Raw genomic sequence first — 258 nt, forward strand, 5'->3', positions numbered from 1 at the left:
ACAACGCGGGTGATGTCGCGCTGGGCGCAGGCTCGGTGACGGCAGCCGCGGTGGGCACGGCGGGTGCGAGCATCGGCGGGACGGATTACGCGTTCGCCGGAGCGAACCCGGCGAGCACGGTGAGCGTAGGTAGCGTGGGTAACGAGCGCACGATCACGAACGTGGCCGCCGGTCGCCTGAGCGCGACGAGCACGGACGCGGTGAACGGCTCGCAGCTGTACGCCACGAACCAGCAGGTGGACCAGCTGAGCGAGGACA

1 pseudogene is annotated in these 258 nt (G+C 70.2%); it reads left to right on the forward strand.

The window, feature by feature from the left end:
* Window positions 1-258: pseudogene (locus AB4Y34_RS42325) on the forward strand (hypothetical protein); the annotation flags it as partial.

This window comes from Paraburkholderia sp. BR10954 (assembly GCF_040965775.1).
Taxonomy (GTDB): domain Bacteria; phylum Pseudomonadota; class Gammaproteobacteria; order Burkholderiales; family Burkholderiaceae; genus Paraburkholderia; species Paraburkholderia youngii.